The 19,745-nt window shown below is 42.1% G+C and carries 20 protein-coding genes; 9 read left to right on the top strand and 11 right to left on the bottom strand.

Annotated features, from left to right (window positions below):
* Positions 1 to 54: 54 nt before the first annotated feature.
* Positions 55 to 1,557 (bottom strand): hypothetical protein, encoded by a 1,503-nt coding sequence (locus CW749_RS15615; protein ID WP_180958422.1) that lies wholly within the window; start codon positions 1,555 to 1,557, stop codon positions 55 to 57.
* 538 nt (positions 1,558 to 2,095) lie between these two features.
* Between CW749_RS15615 and CW749_RS15610 the strand changes: the two genes are divergently transcribed.
* The gene (locus tag CW749_RS15610) at positions 2,096 to 2,977 is read left to right on the top strand and encodes an HAD family hydrolase (RefSeq protein WP_180958421.1); all 882 of its coding nucleotides are present in this window, start codon (positions 2,096 to 2,098) and stop codon (positions 2,975 to 2,977) included.
* A 350-nt stretch (positions 2,978 to 3,327) separates the two neighbouring features.
* The gene (fusA, locus tag CW749_RS15605) at positions 3,328 to 5,412 is read left to right on the top strand and encodes an elongation factor G (protein ID WP_101113196.1); all 2,085 of its coding nucleotides are present in this window, start codon (positions 3,328 to 3,330) and stop codon (positions 5,410 to 5,412) included.
* Positions 5,413 to 5,522: 110 nt separating this feature from the next.
* Here fusA and CW749_RS15600 read toward each other — a convergent pair whose 3' ends face one another.
* The gene (locus tag CW749_RS15600; protein ID WP_101113195.1) at positions 5,523 to 6,062 is read right to left on the bottom strand and encodes a dihydrofolate reductase family protein; all 540 of its coding nucleotides are present in this window, start codon (positions 6,060 to 6,062) and stop codon (positions 5,523 to 5,525) included.
* A gap of 103 nt (positions 6,063 to 6,165) precedes the next feature.
* On the opposite strand from CW749_RS15600, the gene CW749_RS15595 reads away from it, so the two are divergent.
* A complete protein-coding gene (locus tag CW749_RS15595; RefSeq protein WP_101113194.1) occupies positions 6,166 to 6,735 on the top strand; it encodes a TetR/AcrR family transcriptional regulator in 570 nt (189 codons plus the stop codon).
* A gap of 17 nt (positions 6,736 to 6,752) precedes the next feature.
* Here CW749_RS15595 and CW749_RS15590 read toward each other — a convergent pair whose 3' ends face one another.
* Positions 6,753 to 7,712, bottom strand: a complete 960-nt coding sequence (locus CW749_RS15590) for a LysR substrate-binding domain-containing protein (protein ID WP_101113193.1) — start codon at positions 7,710 to 7,712, stop codon at positions 6,753 to 6,755.
* A gap of 100 nt (positions 7,713 to 7,812) precedes the next feature.
* On the opposite strand from CW749_RS15590, the gene CW749_RS15585 reads away from it, so the two are divergent.
* Positions 7,813 to 8,019 carry a DUF1127 domain-containing protein gene (locus tag CW749_RS15585; protein WP_101113192.1) on the top strand — a complete coding sequence of 69 codons (207 nt, stop codon included), beginning with the start codon at positions 7,813 to 7,815 and terminating at the stop codon, positions 8,017 to 8,019.
* A 137-nt stretch (positions 8,020 to 8,156) separates the two neighbouring features.
* Here the strand turns inward: CW749_RS15585 and CW749_RS15580 are convergent, their stop codons facing one another.
* A complete protein-coding gene (locus CW749_RS15580; RefSeq protein WP_101113191.1) occupies positions 8,157 to 9,092 on the bottom strand; it encodes a LysR substrate-binding domain-containing protein in 936 nt (311 codons plus the stop codon).
* Between the two features lie 111 nt (positions 9,093 to 9,203).
* On the opposite strand from CW749_RS15580, the gene CW749_RS15575 reads away from it, so the two are divergent.
* Positions 9,204 to 9,416: a hypothetical protein gene (locus tag CW749_RS15575; protein WP_101113190.1), complete on the top strand. Its 213-nt coding sequence runs from the start codon at positions 9,204 to 9,206 to the stop codon at positions 9,414 to 9,416.
* Between the two features lie 165 nt (positions 9,417 to 9,581).
* On the opposite strand, the gene CW749_RS15570 is transcribed toward CW749_RS15575, so the two are convergent.
* Positions 9,582 to 11,273: an AMP-binding protein gene (locus CW749_RS15570; RefSeq protein ID WP_101113189.1), complete on the bottom strand. Its 1,692-nt coding sequence runs from the start codon at positions 11,271 to 11,273 to the stop codon at positions 9,582 to 9,584.
* 341 nt (positions 11,274 to 11,614) lie between these two features.
* Between CW749_RS15570 and CW749_RS15565 the strand changes: the two genes are divergently transcribed.
* Together CW749_RS15565 and CW749_RS15560 are read left to right on the top strand one after the other, a co-directional pair.
* Positions 11,615 to 11,821 (top strand): Flp family type IVb pilin, encoded by a 207-nt coding sequence (locus CW749_RS15565; protein ID WP_101113188.1) that lies wholly within the window; start codon positions 11,615 to 11,617, stop codon positions 11,819 to 11,821.
* Positions 11,822 to 11,980: 159 nt separating this feature from the next.
* The gene (locus tag CW749_RS15560) at positions 11,981 to 12,565 is read left to right on the top strand and encodes a hypothetical protein (RefSeq protein ID WP_101113187.1); all 585 of its coding nucleotides are present in this window, start codon (positions 11,981 to 11,983) and stop codon (positions 12,563 to 12,565) included.
* A 9-nt stretch (positions 12,566 to 12,574) separates the two neighbouring features.
* Here CW749_RS15560 and CW749_RS15555 read toward each other — a convergent pair whose 3' ends face one another.
* Both CW749_RS15555 and chrA read right to left on the bottom strand, forming a co-directional pair.
* A complete protein-coding gene (locus CW749_RS15555; RefSeq protein WP_101113186.1) occupies positions 12,575 to 13,729 on the bottom strand; it encodes an HD domain-containing phosphohydrolase in 1,155 nt (384 codons plus the stop codon).
* A gap of 200 nt (positions 13,730 to 13,929) precedes the next feature.
* Entirely contained in the window at positions 13,930 to 15,084 is a 1,155-nt protein-coding gene (chrA, locus tag CW749_RS15550; RefSeq protein ID WP_101113185.1) for a chromate efflux transporter, read from the bottom strand.
* Positions 15,085 to 15,242: 158 nt separating this feature from the next.
* On the opposite strand from chrA, the gene CW749_RS15545 reads away from it, so the two are divergent.
* Complete coding sequence (locus tag CW749_RS15545; protein ID WP_101113184.1) at positions 15,243 to 16,154, top strand: LysR family transcriptional regulator; 912 nt, start codon at positions 15,243 to 15,245, stop codon at positions 16,152 to 16,154.
* Positions 16,155 to 16,165: 11 nt separating this feature from the next.
* Here the strand turns inward: CW749_RS15545 and CW749_RS15540 are convergent, their stop codons facing one another.
* Positions 16,166 to 16,525 (bottom strand): hypothetical protein, encoded by a 360-nt coding sequence (locus tag CW749_RS15540; protein WP_101113183.1) that lies wholly within the window; start codon positions 16,523 to 16,525, stop codon positions 16,166 to 16,168.
* On the bottom strand, positions 16,526 to 16,801 hold the full coding sequence (locus CW749_RS28425; RefSeq protein WP_237322466.1) for a T6SS effector amidase Tae4 family protein: 276 nt from the start codon (positions 16,799 to 16,801) through the stop codon (positions 16,526 to 16,528).
* Positions 16,802 to 17,184: 383 nt separating this feature from the next.
* On the opposite strand from CW749_RS28425, the gene CW749_RS15530 reads away from it, so the two are divergent.
* Positions 17,185 to 17,997 carry a LysR family transcriptional regulator gene (locus CW749_RS15530; RefSeq protein WP_101113423.1) on the top strand — a complete coding sequence of 271 codons (813 nt, stop codon included), beginning with the start codon at positions 17,185 to 17,187 and terminating at the stop codon, positions 17,995 to 17,997.
* A 47-nt stretch (positions 17,998 to 18,044) separates the two neighbouring features.
* On the opposite strand, the gene CW749_RS15525 is transcribed toward CW749_RS15530, so the two are convergent.
* Positions 18,045 to 19,076, bottom strand: a complete 1,032-nt coding sequence (locus tag CW749_RS15525; RefSeq protein WP_101113182.1) for an efflux RND transporter periplasmic adaptor subunit — start codon at positions 19,074 to 19,076, stop codon at positions 18,045 to 18,047.
* A 2-nt stretch (positions 19,077 to 19,078) separates the two neighbouring features.
* Positions 19,079 to 19,636: a magnesium transporter gene (locus tag CW749_RS15520; protein ID WP_237322464.1), complete on the bottom strand. Its 558-nt coding sequence runs from the start codon at positions 19,634 to 19,636 to the stop codon at positions 19,079 to 19,081.
* Positions 19,637 to 19,745: the final 109 nt, after the last annotated feature.

The following is a 19,745-nucleotide window of genomic DNA, read 5'->3' as shown; positions in this document are numbered from 1 at the left end:
GTTGGAGGAGATTGAGTCATGCAGTTCAACCTAAGGTACTAGACCCTAAGACTTCTAATTTTCGATACGAAGGTTACGAACGTCATAACCATCGCTTGCTGCGGAGTAACCAGGTTGGTCTTCCGGGATAAGGTGCGTTCTGTCTACGAAGCGAATCGCGCGAAGTAAACAAGACTGGTAATCATCATCGTTGAACACTTTATCAACTTTCTTGTTAGTGATAAGTAGGTTATCTGGGCGTTCAGTTTCTAATGTTTCCCAGCGTGCTACACGCAAGTTGTTCTCGTCTAAGCATGCTAGTCGTACTTGAATCCAGCCTTGCTCAGCAAAACGAGTGTAATCCCAGTTGTTGCCAGTGAACTCTTCTAATCTTAGTGTTTTGCCATAGATTGGACAGCCTGAATATTGGCCATTGTTCGCTAGTCTCAAGGTTGAGATGCCACCTTTACCTACGCTGTAGTAGTTTTTCACGTGGAAAAGGTTGCTCGGATCGTAACGCCAAGGTTCCGCTTCAGCTCGGTATCCTGCTTTATTTACTTTGAAGTTGCCTAACGTCTCGTCAACTTCTAGATTGCAGCTCAACATGTCTGGTGTTTGTTCGCCACCAGAGGTGAGACATTTTTTCAGACCGCCGCTGTTAGGTGGGAAGAACAGCTCACAGGTTTCTTTAAAAGGATTAACCTCGGTAACTTCGGTTTGGATTTCATTGATCAATAGACCATACGAGTCTGGGTGACCACTGTCTGCCAATGCAATCGGTGTGTAGAATCGATTTGCTGTGAAGCTAATAGTCGCCACGTTGAATCCATCTTCTTGGTTGGCGTCAGAGATCGAAGGATTGGCTGGCAGGCGTACACGTTGTCCAGTAAAGGTGATATCACCAACACCTTGTAGCGACGCTTCTTCAAGTGAGCCACGAACCCAAACATTCATGTTGCGGTAAGCTTGTGCTTCTGTGATTCCAAAGCGTCTAAAGTTATAGTTACGCTTGTGATATTTAATGGTAAGCGAGTATTTTGAGCCCGGTGTTGTCGGTATAAAAGTACGCATATTCACAGTAGAAGACTTCTGTGGATAGGAAAGAGGGTAAACAACACCGTCGACAGTAATTTTTGGATTGTTGCGGTTACAGTGATAGATATCTGAATCCATCTCTGCGACATAACCACCTACAGAAGGCGCACCGTAATTGTATGTGCGCTGTGTACCTACTTCGATGCGAGCTTCACATTGTGTATCAATAAGCTGGCGAAGCTTCTGAACACCAATTTCCTTTCTTAAGGTATTGAAAGCTTGTTTCCCTAACATGCGACGCATGGTGTTCCATGTCCAACGCACTTCAAATTGAAGTTCATCGCTGTCATTAACGTATGATGCTTTATCAGAAGGGGTTAGGTTGGGTGTGCCAGGTGTGAAATCTACGGTTCCCCAAGAACCTCGATCGGTTTGGTTAGCGAAACCGTTAAAGTTCTGAGTGTAGGTTTCTCCAGATACAGCAAATGTAGATACTGTCGCAAGAGCCAAAGTAGAGGCAGTTAAGAGCAATCGCTTAGTCATAACGTCCATTCCTTGTATTTATAGTTAGTGCGGTGCTTATCGAAATACCGCTTTTATAGACAATCCACTTAAAACTTTCTCCCCAAGTTCAAAGTGGTAAATTGGCACCTGCTGTTTGGCTGGATTACCAATAAGTGTTGGGCAAAAAATAAGCTAAATAGGCAACTTCGCCTACATGATAAAAGTGTTAATTAATGAGGTGAAGGTCAGTCTGAGAAGTGGATTTTCTAGTACTTTACTAAGTGGCATGAACTATGTAACAAAACCGTCATATATATCTATCTAATTTGCTTGATAAATATTAGCGGGAAAATAGGCGGTATCAATATTGATACCCTTTCAAGCATTACATACTTTGTTTGAACTAAAATTATAAAAAAGTACTTTTTTGTCTTTTTATTGTGATCTTCTGTCAGGAATTAGCTTGATTTTTATATTGACATCCGAAATTTTCATTCAAAAAAAGAAGAATTATTCGCTGAAAATGTCTTCTTGAAGTAACTTGATCTTAATGCGCGACTTAAAAACGGAGCCTTCATTGAATTCATCTTCATATTGGAACGAAACCCCTGTCTATTTTGCTTGGAAACAAGCATTGCATAACTGGATAGACCCGCAATCTCCACAATATCTTTCACCAGAGAAGCGGGTGGCGGTGTTTGATTTGGATGGCACCATGTGGTGTGAGAAACCGTATTTTGCTGAAATCTTCTTTGTTATTGATAAGTTAAAAGCGGCATTGCAAGAAGATTTGGATGAAACCGTTCGTTCTCAGGTTTCTGATGCGGTAGCACAGGCTGAAAAACAGTTTGCGGGTTCTGGGATGGCTTTAATCGATGCCTTTAACCTTGCATACCCTGATTACTCGAACGCACAATTGGAAATGATGAGTGGTGAATGGCTGGATAGAGCGAAACATCGCGATTTCTCTTGTTCTTATCTGGATCTCGCTTATCTACCTATGAAAGAGTGGATAGATGAACTTCATTCCCAGCAATTCACTTGTTATGTTTGTACTGGCAGTTCTGAACCATTTGTTCGTCCATGGATTGAAGCGGTGTTCGGTATTCATGCTGATAAGGTATTTGGATCTGAACTGTATGGTAACAGTGGGGGTCAACCGATCACACTCAATATAAATGAAGAGAAAGTGTGTTCTGTTGAGTCGCGTTGTGAAATCGCTCCGGTATTGGTGGTTGGGAACTCGGACGGCGACTTTGAATTATTAGAGTGGATGTTAAAGAAGAATCCATCTGCTCAATGTTATGTGGTTGACCACGATGATCCCGAAAGAGAATATCAATACCCACTAAGCCACTCCATAGAACAATGGCTTGCGCAAGATAACACCCAGTTAACGCGCATTTCTATGAAGAATGATTGGTATCGTGTCTTTACAGACAACCATAAACAAGTCTAACCTTTGAATCTGAAAATGTGTCCCCACTTATACTTGTACAAACTCGAAATGCAGAGTTCAAAGATCGAATTTCTTAACTAAGAAAGAAGAGTAACGCTCGTTGAGGGGAAGTAAGGTCGCTGAATGGCATACCTTTTCAAGGTAATGGAGTATATAAAGGGGCATGGTGAGTTAACGCGTATTCATCAAATTGAAAAACTTTTAAGGCTACTTTTTACTTCCAAGAGCTACTTTTTATTTCAAAATAATGTTAAAAAGTTTTTTTTCTACAAATGCACGCAAGGGTATCAGTCTTGACAGATTGTGATATACTCTGCGCGCATTTTATATCCTATTAATAGAGTAAGACAATGGCAGATTTATCGAAATACAGAAACATTGGTATTTTCGCGCACGTTGATGCGGGTAAAACCACTACGACTGAGCGTATCCTAAAGCTTACTGGTAAGATCCATAAAACTGGTGAAGTACATGATGGCGAATCTACTACTGACTTCATGGAACAGGAAGCTGAGCGCGGTATTACTATCCAGTCAGCAGCGGTAAGTTGTTTCTGGAATGATCACCGTTTTAACGTTATCGATACTCCGGGACACGTTGACTTTACTGTAGAAGTTTACCGTTCTCTTAAAGTACTTGACGGTGGTATCGGTGTCTTCTGTGGTTCTGGTGGTGTTGAACCACAATCAGAAACTAACTGGCGTTACGCGAACGAATCAGAAGTTGCACGTATCATCTTCGTTAACAAACTAGACCGTATGGGTGCTGACTTCTACCGTGTTGTTAAGCAAACTAAAGATGTACTAGGTGCTAACCCACTAGTTATGGTTCTACCTATCGGTATCGAAGATGACTTCGTTGGTGTTGTAGATCTTCTAACTCGTAAAGCGCACATCTGGGATGATTCTGGCCTTCCAGAAAACTTCGAAATCACTGATGTTCCTGCGGACATGGTTGATAAAGTAGAAGAATACCGTGAGATGCTAGTTGAAACTGCTGTAGAGCAAGACGACGACCTAATGGAAGCGTACATGGAAGGCGAAGAGCCATCTATCGAGCAACTAAAAGCATGTATCCGTAAGGGTACTCGCACGATGGACTTCTTCCCTGCTTACTGTGGTTCTGCATTTAAGAATAAAGGTATGCAACTTGTTCTTGATGCTGTTGTTGACTACCTACCTTCTCCAACAGAAGTTGATCCACAACCTCTAATGAACGAAGAAGGCGAAGAGACAGGCAAGCACGCACTCGTTTCTGCTGATGAAACATTCAAAGCGCTAGCATTCAAAATCATGGATGACCGTTTTGGTGCTCTAACGTTTGTACGTATTTACTCTGGTAAATTGAACAAGGGTGACACCATCCTTAACTCGTACACAGGTAAAACTGAGCGTGTTGGCCGAATGGTTGAGATGCAAGCAGATGACCGTAATGAACTGACTTCAGCTCAAGCTGGTGACATCATCGCTATCGTTGGTATGAAGAACGTACAAACTGGTCACACTCTATGTGATCCTAAAGATCAAGTAACACTTGAGCCAATGGTATTCCCTACTCCAGTAATCTCTATTGCTGTAACGCCAAAAGACAAAGGTGGTTCTGAGAAGATGGGTATCGCTATCGGTAAGATGGTTGCAGAAGATCCATCATTCCAAGTTGAGACTGATGAAGATTCAGGTGAAACAATCCTTAAAGGTATGGGTGAACTTCACCTAGACATTAAGGTTGATATCCTTAAGCGTACCTACGGCGTAGACCTAATCGTTGGTCAACCTCAGGTAGCTTACCGTGAGACTATCACTCAAGAAATCGAAGATAGCTACACGCACAAGAAGCAATCAGGTGGTTCTGGTCAGTTCGGTAAAATCGATTACCGCATCAAACCAGGTGAGCCAAACTCAGGCTTCAAGTTCTCTTCAATAGTTGTTGGTGGTAACGTACCGAAAGAATTCTGGCCTGCAATCGAGAAAGGTTTTGCTGGCATGATGGACAACGGTGTTCTAGCTGGTTTCCCAACTCTAGACGTAGAAGTTGAACTATTTGATGGTGGTTTCCACGCAGTCGATTCATCTGCAGTAGCATTTGAAATCGCAGCGAAAGGTGCATTCCGTCAATCTATGCCTAAAGCGGGTGCACAGCTTCTAGAGCCAATCATGGCTGTAGACGTGTTTACTCCAGATGATCACGTTGGTGACGTAATCGGTGACCTTAACCGTCGTCGCGGTATGATCAAAGATCAACAAGCTGGTGTTACTGGCGTACGTATCAAAGCTGACGTTCCTCTTTCTGAAATGTTCGGCTACATCGGTACTCTACGTACAATGACTTCTGGGCGTGGTCAGTTCTCTATGGAGTTCGCACACTACTCAGCATGTCCACAAAACGTTGCTGAAGAAGTAATCGCTAAAGTTAAAGAAGAGAAAGAGAAGAAGTAATACTTTTCCTCTAATGTAACTTGAAAGCCCCGTCAGCCTTGCTGGCGGGGCTTTTGTTTTATTAGAGGCTCTTTAAGTTTTGGATGCCATTAGCCTATGTGCTTTATGGGTTATGTTGTCCGTTTTCGAACGTAATGGCTTTGCGTAATAGCAGCGTTGAACGTTTGGCTCTCTACCAATTCAAAGTTGATTGGTGCGCTCAGGTTTCCAAATAGAGGAGAACCACCACCTAGCAGCACAGGAATAGATGTTAAAATCAATTCGTCTATCAGATCTTCCGCTAAGAAATTTTGTATGGTTATCCCACCATCAATATACAAATCGTTAAACCCCTTCCTGTTTAAATCGTTAACCACCGTTTTCAAATCACCGTTGATTAGAAAAATCTTATCTTCATATCCTTTGGGCACTGATGTCATGGTGTGACTTAAAACAAAAACGGGTTTACTGTATGGCCAATCAACGCCAAAACTCAAAATGGTATCTAGCGTATTTCTTCCCATGATTAGACCGTCAACACGCTCCATCAGAGCTGAAAAGCCCATGTCATTGCCCTCTGGAGTTGAAGCAGAGTAAAGCCAATCGAGATTGCCTTCTTTGTCTGCAATATATCCATCGAGGCTGGTCGCAATAAAAACGATGTTTGCCATGAGTGGTCTCCTTTTTAGTGGGGAAGTAAGTGACTTGGCAAATAAGCCAGTTTCAATTATTCTGCAGTGTAGAATTTAGATTGAAGTTTAAGAGAAAATAGAAATGACTGTCAAGAAGAAGCGAGGGCGTCCAACGGGCAACAAACCTCAATTGAGTTCGGAAGCCATCCTTTCCACAGCAAAAGCGTTGTTAAAGGAGCAAGGAAAATTGCCGAGTATCAGAGGTTTAGCTACTGCCATCGAGGTAGATGCGATGGCGATTTACCATTACTTTGAAAACAAGAATGCGTTGCTTGAAGCGATCACCACATCGCTTATTGAAGAGATCTACATGCCCACATCAACACTTGAATGGGAGACTGAATTAAAGGCTTTGTGTGCGAGCTATGTTTCTTTATTGGATACCTATCCTGGTCTATTGGAAACCTTACTTACAATGAGCTCCACCAGTCCAGCTGAGGTGTTTTTTGAGCGTTTTAAGTTGGTGACGAAGCCACTTAAACTCAATGATGAACAAGAAAAGCAGGCATTAGATCTATTGGGAGATTACTTGCATGGTTTTGCTTTAGCGATGAACTGCAATCAGGATAAAGACGCGCTAAATATACAGATGCTTGATGGCGCATTAGCACTTTACTGTGTCGCCCTAAAGAATATTCGTCAGAGCGACTAGAGGGAGGAGAACTTAACTCACGTTCTGTGTTTTTTTCCATTCCACTTGAGTGAATAGTCCGTTTCGATGATTGTTAATCCTTCACGACCAAGGCTACAAAATTCTTGCACTTGCTGCTGTATCCAAGTGGCAAATGTTTGGATTTTTTCACGGCGAAAGTAACCGGAGGGAGCACATAGAAAGTAATTAAACTTAGGCTTTAAGCCAACATCGCCAATTCGTACTAACTTTCCTTCTTGCAGATAACGATAAGCGAGGCTGTGTTTAACCAGTGCCACGCCTTGTACCGATAATGCGCCTTCTAAAACGAAATGCGAACCGTCGTACTGAAGGGTGGACTTTCCGGCTTCTATACCAAGTGTTTGCTGCCATAATTGCCAATCCATATCTGGCCACATATCTTCAATTAGATCGGCTTTACTTAGATCTTCAATAGTGTGGATCTGATGCTCTTTTTGGTAAAGCGGGTGGCAAACTGGGTATACCACTTCATCCATGAGCCAAATGCTTTCGACGTTTTTGTAATTCCCCGTTCCATAGCGAATGCATAAATCGACGCTGGAATCTTGGAAGGTAACCAATTCATTTTTGGGCTCGATAAGTAAAGCAACTTCTGGATGTCTTTCTCTGAAATGGCGAATTCTAGGTACAAGCCAATGTTGAGCAAAAGAAGGAAGCGTGGAAATGGATAAGCGATTTGGATCGGGATCTTGGTTTATTTGTCGAATCCCATCCTGTAAGTGTGCAAAGCCTTTTTGAGCTTGTCTGAATAACATTTCGCCTTCATGAGTTAAGTGAACTTTCCTATGCTGTCGGACAAATAACTCGGTTCCAAGCCATTCTTCAAGCAGCCTAATTTGTTGGCTAACTGCAGCTGCCGTTACAAATAAACGGCTAGCCGCTGCTTTAAAACTTCCCGATTCCCCAGCAATATAAAAATAGTAAAGCCCTTGAAGCGGCGGCATTTTATCTTTCACTTAAGTTTTCCTTAACTCAATGTCAATTTCTATCGTTTGTCTACGCACTTAATTTGATTAATTATTAACCCCGAAGCTTAAACTAATCAAGGAGGAAATGATGACTGTATCAGCGATTTATTCGGCACGAGTAGTGGCAAGAAAGCCGGCAGATTTAATTAAGAAAATTTTCTCTGAGATTAAGCGATGGCATCAAAATTACCACACGCGCAAGCAGATGGCGGAAATTCCTGAGCATCTGCTTGATGATCTCGGCTTAACTAAAGAACAAGTTTACAAAGAATCTCGTCGGCCGTTTTGGGATTAACTCCAAGTTAGCGACCTTCCTGTATCCCGTTTTGTTGTCGGCGTAGGAGCTAACAAAACGCTTAATGTGTCGCGCACTCAGCATGATTATCATGCTGAGTTTTTTCTTTTTTGGCGGCAATCTTTTTGCTGCAAAAATCACATCGAAAGATCAACAGAGCCTAGGGCTACGTTCTCTGAAATAGTGGATACTTCGAAATGCATCCAATCTGAGAAGGCTTTGATTCGATCACGGCGTGGAGAACTAGGGTCGGAATACAAATGAAATTTAAGCCCCGGTGTCATACCGATATCAAAAGGTTTTACAAGCAAGCCACGTTCAATGTAATCAGATGCTAAACATTCCGTTGCTAAACAAGCTCCGTGACCGGCAATGACGGCATTCATGGCTAAATCAAAAGTGCCTACTTCCATCCATTGAATGAGTGATTTTTCCATTTTTACATCGACAAGTTTAAACCAATCTTCCCATGGGAAACATTTCGATTCGTAATGTATTAGCCAACAATTGAGTAGTTGTTTCGGGTCAGTAAAATTAATGGAATTCGCGAGAGCAGGAGAGCAATAGGGAAAAATCGGTTCTTCCAGCAACATGTCTTTAATCAAGCCTTCAGAATTTTCCATGTCGTCGCCTTGCCAAACTGCCACATCGATGTTTCCGTGGCGAAGATCCAAATCGTCACAAGTCGTGATTACTCTGATTGGAATGTTTGGGTGCAACATGGAAAATTTCCACAGCCGAGGAAGCAGCCAACGAGAAGCAAATGAAGGTGGGGCACTCACCGATAATACACCGTCGATGGGCTCGTTGGTTATTTGATTCAAACCTTTCAATATATGCTCAAAGCCACGAGAAACTTGCCCGAAAAGTGTTCTTCCTTTTTCCGTTAACGCCATTTCTCGGCCTTGGCGTATAAATAATTTACACCCCAATGCCTCTTCTAGTTGGCGTATTTTCTGACTTACTGCCGCTTGGCTAACAAATAGCTCTTCAGCCGCTTTACTGTAGCTGCTTAAACGCGCTGCTGTTTCAAAATATCGGAGCCCTGATAAGTGGCGTAGTCTTGAGTCCATAACTTCTACTTATATTATTTGTAAGTAATCGTCGTTCGATTATTGCCTGCTTGAATCTCATAATAACGACAAATGATAAGAATTAACAAGCGGAACATGAGGAGAAACATTATGAGAATTGCACTTAATTGGGGTTTTGATTTTGAGATTTCATTTCCTAACTATCAGTTTTCTTGGGGTTTTGGTGCTAAAAGAAAAAATGGGCGCTCAGTGAAAGAAAAGGAACACTATTCGGAGATTTCCGACATGTCTAAGCACCTTCAAAAAGATGTCGGTGTTGAAGTCACTTCGGCAAATAATCGGGATTATGTACGTTTTCTATAAGTCGAGGTTATTTTTGAATGTGTAGAAAAGAAGGGGTAAAGATCACAACTGATATTAGTTAGCGCCTAAATAACGAGCAGTATCGAGTGACAAGAAAGAAAAAGGGAACCATTTGGCTCCCCGAGTTAATCAATGCGATGGGTTAATCAATACAATGGGTCGGCGTTACTCTTCCCAAACGATAAGCTTGCCTTTTGGCCAGTTTGCACCGACATCGTGATATTTCTTTTCCAGTATATGGCGTTTAATTTTAAGCGTAGGAGTGAGAATGCCATTCTCAATGCTCCAAGGTTCTTTTACCATGAGCACGCCTTTAATCTGTTCATGAGATTCTAGCGTCTGATTCATGCGCTCGATGACTTTGGCGGCACGTTTTTCATAGCGAGCTGGATCGAAATTAGGATAGGCATGAGGTATCGCAAGTAAGATTGGAGCCGGCAACCCTGAACCTATCAAGCACATCATTTCTACTTTGCTGTACTCAAACAATTTTTTCTCAATAGGTACAGGAGCGACAAACTTCCCTTTGGCCGTTTTAAAGGTGTCTTTCTTTCTACCTTGAATGGTTAAATAACCATCGCTATCAATAGAGCCAATATCGCCAGTGTGCAGCCAGCCGTCTTCATTAAACGATTCTTTGGTGGCTTCATCATTGTTGTAGTACCCCGCAAACAAACCTTGGCTGCGCACTAGAATCTCTTCATCTTCAGCAAGTTTCAGTTCTACGCCAGGGCCTGCATTGCCCACTGTACCAATTTTATCGGCTTTAAATGGGTAGTTTAGCGTGCTGTATGCAAAGGATTCGGTCATGCCCCAAGCTTCGGTAATGTTCAAACCAACGGAACGATACCATTCCAGAAGTGCAGGGGAGACAGGTGCCGAACCACAACCCAATATTCGAGCTTCATTCAGTCCTAGCCCATCTGCCAATTTCTTTTTGATGAGTGAGTTAATGAATGGGATTTTCAGCAATATATTCAGTTTTCTCTGAGGTAATTTTTCCTGAATCCGCTGTTGGAAGACCGTCCATAAACGTGGAACGGAAATAAACAGTGTCGGTCTTTGCATCTTCACATCTTCAATAAAGGTATCCAAAGATTCTGGGAATGCGGTCATAACACCTTCGCGAATCGATGTACCAAATATATAGACACGTTCCGTTATATGAGCGAGAGGAAGATAGGACATCAATCGATCGTTACCATTGCTGTCTACACCTAAGTGTTCAATCAATTTCTGGCTCGACCAATTGAATGCGCCGTAGGTTAACATTGCGCCTTTCGGTAAGCCCGACGTACCTGATGTGTATACGATAGACATCAGTTTGTCGTCGTACTGCTCAGGTCTTAGTTCGCTGGGGGCTTGGTTGCTAATCAGTGTCGTGAACTCATATTGGCATTTTGGCGCAGAATCGTAAGGAAGCGATAGGGTGATCAAGTCACATAACTTATTGATGACTTCGGTTGTTGCGGCAGAGTCATCCAACTTGCCTGCAATAAGCGCTTTACTGCCACTGTGCGTTATACAGTGTTCTATCGTGTCACTACCTGCTGTTGGGAAAATAGGAACACTTATGTAGTCTCCCAACATCAAAGCAAGATCGGTGATAAACCATTCCGCACAGTTTTTAGAGATCAGCGCTATTTTGTCCCCGGGCTCTAAACCCAAAGATTGCAATGCGGAAACCAGTTTAAGTGCTTTGTCGGCAACATCAGCGTAGGTGAATTCTACAAATTGTCGGTTAATGATCTGTTTGAGGTAAACCTCATTCGGGCGTTCTTGTGCCCATTTCAAGATCAGTTCATTCGGAGGTGTGAGAGAGCATTTCGCGTTATGTGTCGTTTGAGGCTGAACCATCAGGTGACTCCATGTCTTTTTTTATAATGAATTGTAATTGTTATCATGATGTTAAACTAGTCGTTAAGTATAGCCTCGGTCAACCGTAGTATTCAAATTTTGCGATGTCTTGAGATCGTTTACTCACTTGATGATGTTAGAACAACTTGAACGCCGAAAGTAGACGGATAAATGAGGCCATAATTTTCCATTCTATAGCCAAATTTTCTTTTCGAATCATTACATTATTTCTCGCCGTTTTTTTGTTCTTATATCGTGCTTATCTTTGTTTGAAGATCTAACTATATCCAACTAGCCTTATAGATGAGAGACAGTTCTCTGGCAGATAATTGGAGTGAAGTATGGGTTCAGCAATTATACATCTCATCAGGATCTGTACTGGCAAGGTGATAAAAAACCAATCCGGCGTTACTGCAATCGAATATGCGATTATTGGCGTGGCATTATCGGCAATCGTGATCGCGATATTTGACAATGATTTACAAGTATTCCTTTCAGAAGCGATCATTTCTATTTCTGAAGGTGGATCTTCATCTTACTCGGAATAAATGTTTGGTGACTGATTCATTCGTTTACTAGAACAGTAATGGTTTACTTGTGGTTTTACATCGCTTCAATATTGTTTTGTTCACTAGCGAGAGTAAGTTTTTTATGTCGTTAATTGGACAACATCTATTGATAAAGAAAGACGAAATTCAGTAAGTTTAATGCGCACAAAAAATAGCTTATTTCTATATGTTCCTCTCTTTTTTTTGGTTTCAGCCATCAGCTTTGCTTCGCATCTAGATCGCCAGTCAAACGGTCTGGTTATTCATTGTGATGCTCCAGTGATTGAATATCACCAAACCATTGGCTTGGGGAACGGAACAACAGGCAAGTATGTAAATCAAAATTTGGACTCGTCTTTTATTCATGCACAACCCCATTTTGATGCTAAAGCAAAGCCAATTAATCAGTGGCTTATTACTGATATTCAAAATTTAGGTGTAGATAAAAAATGTGCAGAATATTTGGTGTCGCGTGGTGAGGTTTCGGTAGCGAGAGAACCCGACTTATTGGCGTATGTCACGTTTACTTTTAAGCAAGACGAGTTGACTCAAGAATCGATGTGGGTATTGGATTATATCGCTAAATCGGTCACGCAAAGCTATTCGTCTTTACAACTTGAAAAACGAGCAGACCAAAGCGGTAATCACCTATCGTTGTCGATAAGGTTATCCGATGAGATCGAAGCATACCTTGCTCTATATGATATCAATCCTAATACCTTAAACTTGTCGGAAAGACATTAAGGCAAAGGCTCAATGATGAATCACACCTTCACGCGGATCATGCTCGGGATGTTGTTCAAGAACTTGGGTTATGTAGCCTTGATGATCTCGAAGTACGTTAACGCAATTGCCATCCAGTTTTCCATCTGCAACCATTTTCTCTAACTCAAGAAGCGCCGACGTCACACACCAAGCTTGGGCATATGGGCGGTGGCTGGTTAACGCATCAAATATATTCGCGACTGCAACAATCCTTGCTGAAACAGGAATGTCACTATGGCTAGCCCCGTTAGGGTAACCACTGCCGTCCAGAAACTCATGGTGATAAGCCATAATATCTCTAAGTACTTGAATACAAGGTTGTTTAGGGGAGCCTAAATTATGAAGGATCTTGTTGATGATGATTAAGCCTTTATCAACGTGGCTTTCCATGACTTTTCTTTCTTGTGCGTTGAGTGTAATTGGCTTGAGCAATAAGGTATCGGGTAAAGCAATTTTGCCAATGTCGTGGAGGCGAGAAAACAAGTGAATATGCTCAATGGTTTCATCATCTAGCTCGTATAACTCAGATACCTCTAATGCAATCAATTTGGCGTAAAGACTGACTCGCAAAATGTGTTCGTCAGAATCGCTTTGCGCACCAGGGTATATGTCTCGCGTCAATTCAGCGGAAGTTAAAATGGAATGCACCAAGGAATATTCCGAGTTTATGGTGAAGTTGATTTGTTCACAAAAAGGCATTAACTCATTTTGCACTTGTGGGCTAAAAACATGGCTTTGATGAGAATTGAAGTTAATAAATCCAATGAATTGATTGTGGTGGTATGTCGGAACGGTAAATGAAGAAAGATAGCCTTGCTCAATTAACCATCGTGAATGGTGTCGATTGGAATTGACTGTAGTCGCTATGTCATTGATGACGCGATATAGATTTTTATTGGCACATTCTTGAAGGGATCGACATTCCGAAAAAGGGTATTCATGGTGGCTTAATGTATTTCCATCCGTATCGCTTTCAGCGTAGGTACGAAGAAGATCCAAATGCGCGTCGTATAAGGTAAATGAGATCCGATCCACTTGAGGCACTTTATCTTTTATTTGGTGGTGAACGTGCTCAAGATGTTGGTTTAAAGATGCCATTTGACTTGGAAAAGAATGAAACGACTGACGCTGCCGAATAAACATAACCACGATCCTCTATGTCTAAAGCCTTGAGTGCGAATTTTTTATAAATAAATGTGCACTTAAGATAAGTGAATATCTAACGATCAAGTCTAGTCAAGGAAACGATCTTTTGCATGAAAAACGATCAATAAATTAGCTATTAAAGAAAGTGAAAAAACCGAGCAGATCATGCTCGGTTTTATCTTAAATTTGGACAAGCCTTAAGCCATTAATTGACCAAGAAATATACCAGCGGCAATGAAAAATGCCACAAGAGCAACGATGGGAAGTTTACGTTGTTTCAACAAATAAAAACCGGCCAAAACTACAGCCATATCTGCCCCCGTTAATACACCACTGGTAAAAACAGGTTGGTAGAGAGCCGCTAATAAAAGACCGACTACCGATGCGTTTACACCTGCGACAGCACCCGCTAATTTGGTTTTGTTTGCCAACTCTTGCCAGTTATTTAATACCGCCAATAACAGTAAGAAACCCGGAAGAAATACCGCTATGGTTGCCAGTAATGCGCCAGCAACAGGAGACGTGGGTAAAAGCTCGTAGCCGATGTAAGTAGCAAAAGTAAACATAGGTCCAGGCACGGCTTGAGCTGCGGCATAACCAGTAAGAAATGCATCTTGGCTGATTTGTTCACCGATAATATTTTGCAACAAGGGCAGTACCACATGACCGCCGCCAAATACTAAGCTACCTGCTTGGAAAAAGTCACTGAACAGTTGGATCTCTTTCATTAAATTACCCGCGATAGGTAAACCTATTAAGAGAACAACAAACGCAATGAGAGGCATCCAGTTGATTTGTATTGGATGGGAAGTGTCGTTTGCTTTCGGTTGCCCTTTCAAAAAGGCTTGCCCTATAAGAGCGGCAACCACTAAAACCATCATCTGCGTATACAGGTTAGGAAATAACAGAAGTGCCATAGCCGTTGCAACACACAAGGCAATAGTTATTTTATGTTGGCAGAAATTCCGATACATGCCGATCGTCGCATCGGCAACCACAACAACAGCGAGCAACTTCAGTCCGTGAATGACATTTTGGAAGAGGCTGGAATCCGTGAGTTGGCTACTGAGAATAGCCAGCCCCAACATCAGAAGAATGGAAGGCAAAGTAAAGCCTAAAAAAGCCGCCGTTGCCCCCGTAATTCCTCCTTTGCGATAACCGATCGCAAAGCCCACTTGGCTAGAACCTGGTCCAGGTAAGAATTGGCTGAGTGCAACAATCTGTGCGTATTCTTCTTCACTTAGCCATTTGAGCTTTTCAACAAAGGTATTTCGAAAGTACCCAATATGCGCTGCTGGGCCTCCAAAGCTTACCCAACCAAGCAGGAAAAAGGTTTTAAAAATCGAGAACATCTACCAAGTCCAATTTAAATACAGTGGTTATTGGTAGAAAGACTACTGGCACAACATAAATGATTCAAATTGATAGTTTTAATATAGAATATGAATGAAATGGGTTTGAGTTTTAGTTTGGTTTTGGTTGAAAGTAATAGTGGGGCAGGGAGTGAGGTATGCGTCTCGACATTAATTGGAAAAGCATCGATTTAAATCTTTTGGTGGCATTTTCTGCCTTGTTTGAAACTCAGAGTGTGAGTGCTGCTGCCAAACAGTTGCATTTGAGTCAATCGGCGATGAGCCACAGCTTGGCTAGATTACGAGTGCTTTTGGATGATCCGTTATTTGAGAGGCATGGTCATACCATGTTGCCGACCGAAAGAGCACTCTCATTAGCCTCTACCGTCGAGAGCATATTAGATAAAGTGACCGGAGAGCTGCTGTCTCCCAAAGTCTTTTTACCCAAAGACTATAAAGGTGTGTGCCGAATAGGTTTAACGGACTACGCCGAATTTATTTTTGCACCTGTATTGTTTGATGTTATCTCCAGACAGGCACCTGAAAGCCAGATATGTTTTGTTAACGTCAACCGAAGCAACTATGTTCGATTGGTTGAAGAGCAAAAGCTGGATGTGGTTGTGGGAAGCTTTCCTGATCTGGATGCGAGATTTCAAAGTGAGCACCTATATGATGAAGAACATGTGTGCCTTTTTGATGAGTCTCTGTTTGGCAAGGTCAAAGTGCTAAAACTGGAGCAATATCTGTCAATTGACCATGCGCTAGTCAGCCCGGGCGGCGAACTGGTCACCGGTATCGATAAACATCTGGAACAGATGGATGAATCCCGTCAGGTACGTGTAGCAGCAGGGAATTTCCTGACTATTCGGCAATTACTTTGTCAGCGAAAGCTGCTTGCCATTGTGCCCAAGCGAATGGCACAAATTGAAGGCTTTGATGACCAACTGGTGATGGCTAAGTCACCCATTGATGTGAACGACTTTGCTATATCTTTGATTTGGTCATCACGCCAGCACACCAGAGACAAAAATATATGGCTCCGCGAATTGGTAAAAGAAGAAATCAAATAGTCTTTGCTCTATTACTTTGCGAGTGCAATTTCCTCTATCTTTTTTGCAAAGTTCTTATCGAAAGGTATCTCGAAGCATTTTGTTAAGTTGGTATCAACGTCAGCTTTGTACTTGGCGCTAGATTCGTAACTTTTTACGAGTTCGTGTACACGCACAAATTTTTCTGGGTCTAGAGTACTTTTTTCAACAATTCCAGCTGACAGGGTTCTAAGATCTTCAGTTTCATACCCCATACTTTTCATGTAGTTAAACAGGCAGTTTACATGGGCAAAGTTTAACAATTGCTTGTGCTCTAGTCCTGCGTAGGAAGGAGCGCATACAAGCAGTGCTGTAGATAGGAGCGACAACATTAATGCTTTGCCTTTTTTCATTTACGGAGCCTCCCAAAATAAAATTCTATGAGCAGATGAATCGTAGCTAGCGTAGACGCAATCTTCCCCATCCCAAAGATCAGCATGTCCAGTGGCGTCATCCCATCCGTTAACTTCAAATATAATAATACCTTTTTTCCCTGATATTTCTTTTTTATATTCACTTGGGATATAAGTGCTGGGAGAACCATATTTTTCAGTTAGGTATTTGATTAAAATTTTCACACGAAAAATGTGCCAATTCTTGTTTTTGCCAGAAGAGACTTGAGCTTCCATTCTTCCATTTGGACCTACAGCTTTGTAGTATGGGATTTTGTGTCTCCCCCCCTGAGCCATTTAGAGCTTTAGAAATTCTAGTAGCACAAGTATTTTTAAAAACACCAATTTCGTAATTTAAGGCTACTTTCCCACCAATCTGCGTAAAAACAGTAGCAGCAGGTAGGTTTGGAAAGTTTCGATTTAAGGTTTCCCAGTTTGGTAGTTGCATAGTGTCTAAGTCCCAATAAAAACTATGTGGATAATTGTTTATTGAATAACAATATTTAACTTGTTTATTAGTAATTTAGATGCACCATTAGTTTAATGCTGAAATGAATGTAATTGAGAGTGTTGTTTTTATTTCATTAAGCTATTTGTAACGAATATGAGGTAACAATTTGATAAGCGATTTAAACTCCATTCCCGTTTTCTTAGCATTAATGCAAACCCATTCTACTCAGCGCACTGCGCTAAAGATTGGTCGCTCTCAATCTTACGTGTCTAAAGTATTGGCACAGCTTAGAGATGAGTTGGGCGATCCATTGTTTGTTCGTGGTAGTGATGGGCTGACTCCCACGTCTTACGCGTGTGAAGTCGAACCCAAACTCAAAGCCGCGCTAGAACAAGTTCAGCAAGCCCTTCACCCAGAAGAATTTGATCCAAGTAAACTGGAAAATATCTCGCTGCATTTGGTCGAGCCGTATCTAGTGGCGTGTGGGACAGAATTGATCAAAGCGATTAGGAAAGAAACCCAAGCCGTCATCGAATTAAGAACTTGGCAACAAACCAGTGAGTCTCTTATTTTAGAAGACTATGTCGACCTTGGCGTTCATATTCTTAGCGACAAATCTCAGCACTTCTACCAGAAAAAATTGCATAAAGGCGCGGGTTTTATCGATGGTAACCCTAGCGGAGAATATGTGAAGTTTTTGGTCTCGGGCATCAATGAATATACGCACCATTTTCATGCAATAGACCCATCAATAGAGCCAACGATTCAGATCGATAACTATGAGTTAATGAACCGCTTAATGGAAGATTGCTACACCATTCGCTACGCGCCTTTTTCTGAGCAACAAAATGTGACGCCAATTGAGCTGGATGTGGCCGTCATAGTTAAAGCTTCTCAGCGCAACAACCCTAAAACTCAATGGTTAATGGCGCTGGTGGAACATGTCTTAGAGCAGAAAGCTCAAAGCTGGATGGAGAAATAGCGCAGCCAATTTATAGGAGACTGCGCTTTCGATACATCAGCCAATATTTACATGGCCGAGAAGTACGCTTTGTAGGCCTTTAACCTCACCGCTGCCGCACCAATGATGTCCATAAAGCCGAGCATTTCATGTGGCTTAGTTGCTGATATCCAGCCAGAACCGGTTGCACCAATGGGGACGTTGTAGCCCTGAGGTTCTTCAAATTCGATGATGACAGTACGCCCATGTGTCCCTGCATTGTTATTGACGTGTTGGCGTACGTGTTGTGTGCCATTCACCACCGATACTCTCGCTTCCCCTGTTCCTGCCGTAACACTATGAACACGTCCTCTGAATATTTCACCGGGGTATGCATCCACATAAAATTCAGCAAATTGACCAGCCTTAATGTTGCGATAGGTTTGATCCGCAATTCGCATTTCCACAAACTTTTTCGACGTGTTGTATAAATGCATGTTACCGACACGGGTGCCTTCAGCAAGGTTAGCAATCGACACCTGTCCATCAAAAGGTGCGCGAACCTCTCGGCGATCATTTTGCCATTCGGCTGTCGCGATCTGCGCTTCAATCGATTTGATTTGAGCAAACACTGCCGCCACTTTTGCGTTGTTAGCATCGATTCGTGTTTTGGTGTCGTCTCTGTGCGATTCTTGAGCAAAATCGTCCAGCTTTTCCAGTCGACGTAATGTTTTCTCATCGTTGGTAATCTGATGTTTTAAGGCAACAATTTCCGCTTCTGCTGCCAACTTTTGTGCCTGTAGCCCTTTGACTTGTGAATCGGTATCTTCTGACTTCAATACGTAAATCAAATCGCCTTCACGGACGTGTTGGTTGTGACTTACCAGTACTTGTTCTACCTCCTGACCAACGAGAGGGCTGAGTACTGCGTGAGGGGCTTTTACTGTTGTACTGTCGGTAAGGTCTGCAGGTGACCAAAAGCGATGCGCGGTAAACAACATAAAGGCGATAAAAGCGCCTAGCCCCACCATCACAACCGCATTTTTAAGCGTCCAAGCTACCACTTTTAGCCTGACTAAAATCCAACAGATCAGAATGTAAGGGAGCATAATCTCTTTCATGATTACTCCTTAGTACTTTTGGTGATGTGAAGACCTTTACGAATGATGTTGGAGAGCGAGTCTGAAACAATGTCCCAACGAGTAAAGGCAATAATGATAGCGAGTACCCACCATGCTTTATCAATAAACAATCCACATAGAGAAAGCGCAAACACAATTTGGGTATGAGCGGACGACATTTTTTGTGCTTTATGAACCGCGACTTCGTGTAACTGCCACAATAAATACAACACATACACAATCACACTAATGGTGACGCAGAAGATGACGCCCATAAAGAATTCAGAATCGAGCAATACCAATATGCTGGGGTAACCATCCACAAAGTAAGTTTCTGGCAATTCCGTACCATGAATCGTGCTTAATTTCGAAAATGCCAGAGACGCGAAATACAAAGTGCCTAAGCCGATTGCGGTTTTTATTAATGTTACTAGCGCGGTTTTTATGGTTTTGCAGAGCGCTGATGTTTTGGCATTTCTAAAGCTAAGTGTTGGTATTGCTTTCCATGAAAAAGAGTTTGATGGCGTTCCTTGCCTCGGAGTCGAGTGGTGTCGAGACATTGTGATTGACCTGTTGTTACGCTTTAGAATGAGCGTAACAACGGTGCGAAGTAAAAATGGAATAACCGAAATTCCATATTAAAGAAAGGAGATGAGCTAACGCTTAGAA

The organism is Vibrio sp. vnigr-6D03 (assembly GCF_002835515.1).
In the GTDB taxonomy this organism is placed as follows: Bacteria; Pseudomonadota; Gammaproteobacteria; order Enterobacterales; family Vibrionaceae; genus Vibrio; species Vibrio penaeicida.
The sequence above is the reverse complement of the archived record's forward strand: the minus strand, read 5'-3'. Positions and strand labels throughout refer to the sequence as shown.